5 protein-coding genes are annotated in these 6,231 nt (G+C 64.5%); 2 read left to right on the forward strand and 3 right to left on the reverse strand.

Annotation, left to right across the window (positions count from 1 at the left end):
• The first annotated feature begins 36 nt into the window (after nucleotides 1-36).
• Nucleotides 37-711: a pentapeptide repeat-containing protein gene (locus tag AB0J80_RS34440; protein ID WP_364713518.1), complete on the forward strand. Its 675-nt coding sequence runs from the start codon at nucleotides 37-39 to the stop codon at nucleotides 709-711.
• A gap of 308 nt (nucleotides 712-1,019) precedes the next feature.
• Here the strand turns inward: AB0J80_RS34440 and AB0J80_RS34445 are convergent, their stop codons facing one another.
• From AB0J80_RS34445 to AB0J80_RS34455, 3 genes are all read right to left on the reverse strand, one after another.
• A complete protein-coding gene (locus AB0J80_RS34445; RefSeq protein ID WP_364713520.1) occupies nucleotides 1,020-1,592 on the reverse strand; it encodes a hypothetical protein in 573 nt (190 codons plus the stop codon).
• A gap of 764 nt (nucleotides 1,593-2,356) precedes the next feature.
• Nucleotides 2,357-4,204, reverse strand: a complete 1,848-nt coding sequence (locus AB0J80_RS34450) for an IS481 family transposase (RefSeq protein WP_364713522.1) — start codon at nucleotides 4,202-4,204, stop codon at nucleotides 2,357-2,359.
• A gap of 282 nt (nucleotides 4,205-4,486) precedes the next feature.
• Complete coding sequence (locus AB0J80_RS34455; RefSeq protein WP_364713523.1) at nucleotides 4,487-4,819, reverse strand: hypothetical protein; 333 nt, start codon at nucleotides 4,817-4,819, stop codon at nucleotides 4,487-4,489.
• 522 nt (nucleotides 4,820-5,341) lie between these two features.
• Here AB0J80_RS34455 and AB0J80_RS34460 point away from each other — a divergent pair.
• Nucleotides 5,342-5,716, forward strand: coding sequence for a hypothetical protein (locus AB0J80_RS34460; protein ID WP_364713525.1), 375 nt, complete (start codon nucleotides 5,342-5,344; stop codon nucleotides 5,714-5,716).
• The last annotated feature ends 515 nt before the right edge of the window (nucleotides 5,717-6,231 follow it).

Below are 6,231 nucleotides of genomic sequence, written 5' to 3' on the forward strand. Positions count from 1 at the left end.
GCCATGGCTCGCCTGATGCGAGACTCCCCTTCGGACATGCCAGCAATCGTGGAAATTTTGTGCGCCTTCATCAGGACTCATGCGAAGTTGCCGGCCCGGCTAGTCCGGGAACCCAGGTCGCCTCCTGACGTCAGCGCAGCTCTCAAGGTGCTCGCTGGTCGCCCGTCGGACAGCGTGGACGCGCCGACAAAATTGGATACCTTCGGCGCGTACCTCGCTTTTCCGTCCGGCGATCTCCGCAGCGCCCGGCTGGCTGGAGCTGATCTGTCGCAGGGCTACTTCAGGTATGCGGACCTGAGTGGATCTGATCTGCGTGACTCCGATTTGAATGCTGCCTACCTTGCTGGCGCCGACCTCGACGACGCAAACCTTGAGAGTGCGTGGATATGGTCAAACAATTTTGAGCAGGCAAAGTCTGGAGCGCGCCAATTTTCTGGCTCGTCATTGCACGAAGTAGGCTTCGGTTCAGCTTCACTTATTGGAGCCGACTCCACCAATTCCTCCATAGATGGAGTCGACTTCCGATTCGCCGACTTGACAGACTCAAACATCACATCTGAGCAGCTCTCTTGCGTTAAGATCAACGACAAGACGAAGCTCCCGGCAGGAGTTCATCAATCGTCTCCGCCCTCTTCAGCATTCACCGATTGGATGGGAGACTCGCCATTTCCGATACCGCCGGTATGGCCTCCCGTTGGCGCCAAAAGGTAACAACCCCGGGGGGCGCTGCGAGCCATCATGGTCATTCAAGGGATGGGCGCACCAGCATCGGCTTTCCGCAAGGAGGTGCCTGCTTCTCGGCGAATTAGCCTGAAAGCTGGCTGCCGCGGCTGAGGTCTAGGACGGCTGTCGCGCATCACCTGGCAGACGACTGTCGCCGATCACCCGACGGAGGGCAAGCGTCAGGCAGCCGATGTCGAGTCTCAGGACCTGCGTGACAGTCCAGTCTCGGGACGTGAGTTACACATCTCGTTGGACCGCTCCGGCTCGTAGGTCCCCGATGCCGTGAAAACTCGGAGTCAACAGCCGAGCGGTTCGCTCGCGCCGGGGAGCCAAGCCAACACCACGTAAACGTCGCCCATCGGCCCGTATTCGGAGGAGTCGTCGAAGTAGAGCTGCATGAACGCCGGCCTCTCGCCGATCTGCTTCGTGAGACACAGGAAGGCGCCCAGCCCCTGGTCGGCGGGGTCGACGCCACTTGCGTCCTCGTTCACCTTGTCGGCGAAGTGCCCTGGCGTCCATCCATCCTGCGCCGCGATCGTTTGGTAGAAGGTGACCACCTGGCGAGGATCCAGTCGCTCCCAGTGGTACGTCCGGACGGCGAAGATCTGCCCGTCGACGCCGTCACAGCCTGATCCCTGCTCGGCTACCTCGGCGGGTTCGGGATGTGCCGTGATGAAGGAGAGATCGGCCAGAGTCTGCGCGAGTTGGCTGTCAGGCGTGCTGGCACAGCGGCTATCAGAGCCCTCGGTCTCGCCAGCCGGTTCGGGACCGTTCGAGTACCTCACGAACGCGGCCCCAGCACCAACGGTGACCAGGCAAGAAAGCACCGCCGCGAGACCAAGTGAACGCGGGCTTGCTCCCTTCGACATGCCGATCAGGGTAACGGCGCGTAACGGTCGTCGGATCAACCGAAACGTCGCAGCATCCAGCGGACGCCCTCATACCGCGATTCCACCAGGTCGATCCTCACCAACACTCGGCGGAGTGTCACGCACGTCCTGGTACCGATCTGTCATGCAGGTCCTGAGACACGACACGTCAGGCAGCCGTGTGACCCGACAATTGATGTGCGACGCGGATCCGCCAGGTGATGCGCGACAGATGGTCTAGGAAACTGAGGTAGCGATCCGCGGTCGCTGGCCCTTGATGCTACGGATAGCGATGACGACGTCGACGACTCAGGACATCCGGCTCTGGGCTGGAGGCCGGGCACACCCCGGAGTTGGGTCGCTGGTGGGTGCCCGAGATCTTCTGCGCTACTTGCCGCTGGCGGTAGCGAGCACCATGCCCACGCCGACAGCTGCCAAGGACAAGATCGCCAGGGCTGTTAAGACCACCCAGATTGCGGTGGTGGGCTGAGAACTTCCTGGCCGCGCGGACGTCACTCTGACGATGCTCACGATTGCCGCGGCAGCGACAGCCGCTCCGACGATCAGAGGCGCGCTGGCGAGCTCGCCCGTAACCGCGGAATAGAGGACGCATGCCATCCCGGCGACGATGACAACGGCGCCGATGGCCGGCCACCGGTCAATCCGTTGCGTCCAACTCGGCGATCTTGTCATGCACCGACGGTGTCAGCTCCGATGCGGCCGGAACAGCCTCCGAAAGTCGGAGTTGTTCATGAGCAACTCCGTCACAGAGGCATGATCCAGGCGCAACCCGTCATGCGGTCCGCGGTCGCTGGCCTTTGATGCTGCGGACCGGCTGGCTGTTGGTGCGTCGCACGACTTTGACGTCGCCGTCGCCGAGGTGGATGGCCAGGGTGGTGTCGGAGACGGTCACGGTCAGGGTGCGGTGCCGGTGGAGTCGGCCGAGGGCGATTTTCTGGCCGGCGACCATGACGACGCCGGTGTTCGACGCGCGCCGCTGCACCCGGATCGGCTGTGCGGACGGGCGTGGTGGTGGACCAGCAGGGCGGGCGCCCCGCAGCCGTTTCACCTGCTCCGGGGTCAGCGGGTTGGCGCGGGTGCGCAGCAGTTCGCGGGTGTTCAGGTCCTAGAACATCAGGGTGGCCGCTTCGATCCGGATCCCGACCCGACGACCGGCGAGGATCTCCGCGGCCAGGACGATGTGCTGGCCCAGCGAGACGCTGCCGGTGCGGTTGACGGCGCGTTCGACCTCGACCGCGTCGCCGTTCTCGATCGGCGGCAGCGGTGACGGCCCGGCCGGGACCGCCCTGCGCGAGCAGGGCGGCGAGGTCGGAGACGCTCAGGTGCGACCGGACGGTCTTGACCCGGATCCCGGCGACCAGGACATGGATCAGGTCGACGTCGGCCCAGATCCGGGCAACCGTCCCGGCCCGGGTGGTGCCCATCCAGAACTGCCGCTGGCACACCATCATGTTCCCGGAGGCCGGCACCACCCGGTCGAACTCGATCGGTCCGCTCGAGTAGGCCGCCGGGACCGGCGCCGCAGCCGGAGCAGCATCGCCGGGCGCGGCCGGGGCGGGGACGGTGTTGAGGGTGGCGGGCAGCCACAGGTCGAGCAGGGCAGGCGGCTCGGCCGGAGCCGGTTGGAACCGGTCGGCCGGAGTGACCGGCTGCTGGACGTCGAGGGCTTGATGCGGCCGGTCGGTGTTGTAATGCCGCACGTAGGCATCGACCGCGGCCTGCGCTTCGGCCACGCTCACGAACGGGCCGGCGGTGTCGAGGAACTCCGGCCGCAGAGTGCCGTGGAATCGCTCGACCTTGCCGTTCTGGTTCGGTGACGCCGGCGCGGTGAGCCGGTGCGTGATCCCGTTCTTGCGGCAAATCTTGTCGAACAGCACCTCACCGGTGCGCGGACGGTACTTGCCGAACCGATCGGTGAACTGCTTGCCATTGTCCGTGATGATCTCCTCCGGGACACCGAACCGGGCCAAGGCCTCGGCCAACGCCAGACACACCGCCCGAGCAGTCGCCCGTTCGACCACCTTGGCGATCACACAGAAGCGGGAATGGTCATCGACCGCGGTGACCGGCTTCGCCTCCCGCAGCACACCGGTGACCGGGTCGACCAGATGGACACCGCCGACGATGTCCATCTGCCACAACTGCATCGCCGCCGGGCGTTCCCACCGCACGAACGATTCCTTCGGCCGTTCCCGCGGCCGCGACCGCAACAGGCCTTGGCGCTGCAGGATCCGGTCGATGGTGCGTTCCGAGGGCACCACCAAGTCCCCGCGAAACCACGACCCCGGCTTCCGCAACATCTCCAGCCGGATCCGGCGTGACCCCCACCGCGGATGCTCGCGGCGCATCTCCGCCACCGCCACCTCGACCGCGTTCTCGACCTGAGTAGGCGACGAATGCGGCCGATGCGAGCGATCCACCAACCCGGCAAGCTGCTCACTCGAATACCGGCCCACCCAACGGTGAATCGTCGAGCGGTGCACCCCGATACCGGCAGCCACCTCTGTAACATCCGCACCTGCCAGCACCGCACGAACCGCGTCCAGACGTTGCTCGACAACCGACAAGACAACCAGCGCCAATCCCGGCATCCCCGAAGCACAGACGCCCCGCGGAGACGTCGGGCACAGGGTGCCGAAACAGACCGCTGTCGCAGATCACCTGGCGGACGCGCATATCAATCGACGGAGGACAACACGACCAACATCATCCCCGTGAGAAATTTCTATACGTCTTCAAGGCGGCCCTTCGGGCCGCGTCGACCAACCCCTGCCGGCTCCGCCTTATGCCTTCGGCAACGGCGGGCCGGCAGTCGGACGCAACGAAACCCCGCGCCGCTTGAAGCTCAACGCGGGGTTTCGGTGCCGGTTGAGTCAACTCGGCTCGGCAATGTCCGGGGTGGTACGGGCCCGAGTCATCGCCGCGAAGGCGATCTTCTCCAGCCGCCGTTGAATCGCGCTGGGTTGCCGCTGAAAGTCGGCCGCCAACTGCTCGATGGTCTGCCCGGCGAGGTAGGCCGCTGCCAGTTCGGCATCGGCGCGGGGTGTCCACCGGTCGTACGCCTTCCGGTGTCGCTCGCGGATCTTGGCGATGTCGGGCCTGTCGGCCGACGGGGACTCTTCATCTCCGACATCGGGCTCAACCGCAGTGTCGTACACCCAGTCGGGTTCGCTCGCGGGCGCTTCGTCCCAATCAGGCTCATCCATGCCCATCAACCTAATTGACTGACGGCATCCGCCGGTGCGCGCATCGTGACGAGTGTTCGGCCGCCGTCTGCCCGTCGAAGAAAATGCCTCCGGCGGGCAGGATCTCCGACCCTGCACCCGGAAATGGCCTCCGGCGGCCAGGGCTACACGCCCTGGACCCGGGCGGCTCTGGGATGCGGAGGTTGGCGGCTTCTCGTCGCGCACCGGAGGCAGCCACGGCCCGACCGGACGATGCCTGCGTGACGGGATGCCTCTGTGCGGAACCCGTATGGACGATATGGACCGCAATCCGTAGATCGGCTCATCATAGTCCACTATGGTCCCGGAATGGACACGAGGCGTTCTTCTCTTCTTTCGACCGCGGTCATGCTCGCCGTGCTTTCCGTCGGCGGATGTAGCGGTGCTAAGAGCGGCTCTCCGGACTCTGCAGGTGAGCCGGATAGTGAGCCTGCGTCGAGCGCCCCAAGCGTCGTAGAGGTTCAGTTCGGACAGCCGGGGACGCTCTCCACCGAGAGTGGGAACGTGGAGTACGTCATCGGAAAGCCTGAAGTCGTGACGTTCCACGCAGCGGAGTATGACGCAAACTCCGATACAGCGACCAAGCCAGGCAAGAAGTTCGATCCTGTGGTCCGCATCCATTTGCAGATACGTGGTGTGTCCGGTGAGGTCCCGACCGGATCCGAGGTGCAGCTGACGTACGAGGCGGTAGACGGGACCTTGGCGGGCGAGACTCTTCCCCTCGCGACCTACGAAGAAACCGACCCGATCAGCAACCACCCGACCACGGTCAGTGCTGGGCAGAAGGCGAAAGGTGAGGTCTTCTTCGAGTCGGGCGACGGCAGCGGCAAGGTGATTGCCGAAGCCGCCGGACGCCGCCAGGTGATTTGGCGTCCGTGATCCGTTGGTGTGCAGGGTTGCGAACAACTGTGGTCACCACCATTCGATCATGGGGAGAAATCTGGGAGACGATCTTCGGCACTTCGCCGATTCTGGGCGCATGAGACCGACGCTGGCCGAGAACTTGAGCTGCGAATACTCATCACGCTGCTGGTTGAGAGACTGAGTTGACCATGCTGGGGGTCAAGGGGTCGCAGGTTCAAATCCTGTCAGCCCGACACAGTGTTTTTGCAGGTCAGAAGGCTGGTCTAGATTTGGATCAGCCTTCTTTGCGTTCCTGGGGACCACAGGAGTCAAGTAGCGCCATCGGTAGCTCACCTTGACCGCTGGTCAAGAAATCCCCAGCCGAGCGAGTGTTACTGCCGGTTTGGTCTTGCTGTGTATCAAAGCGCTGCGCGACCGTGCCTGCTCGCGGCCCGCAGTTGCGTCCAGCAGAGTGGTGTGCGGCAGGTCCGTAGCTGAGCTGGCCTGGGCGTAGACGTGAGGCGGCCACCGCGTGATTCTTCGATCTGAGT

Origin of the sequence: Actinoplanes sp. NPDC049548 (assembly GCF_040676695.1) — a bacterium.
GTDB lineage: Bacteria > Actinomycetota > Actinomycetes > Mycobacteriales > Micromonosporaceae > Actinoplanes.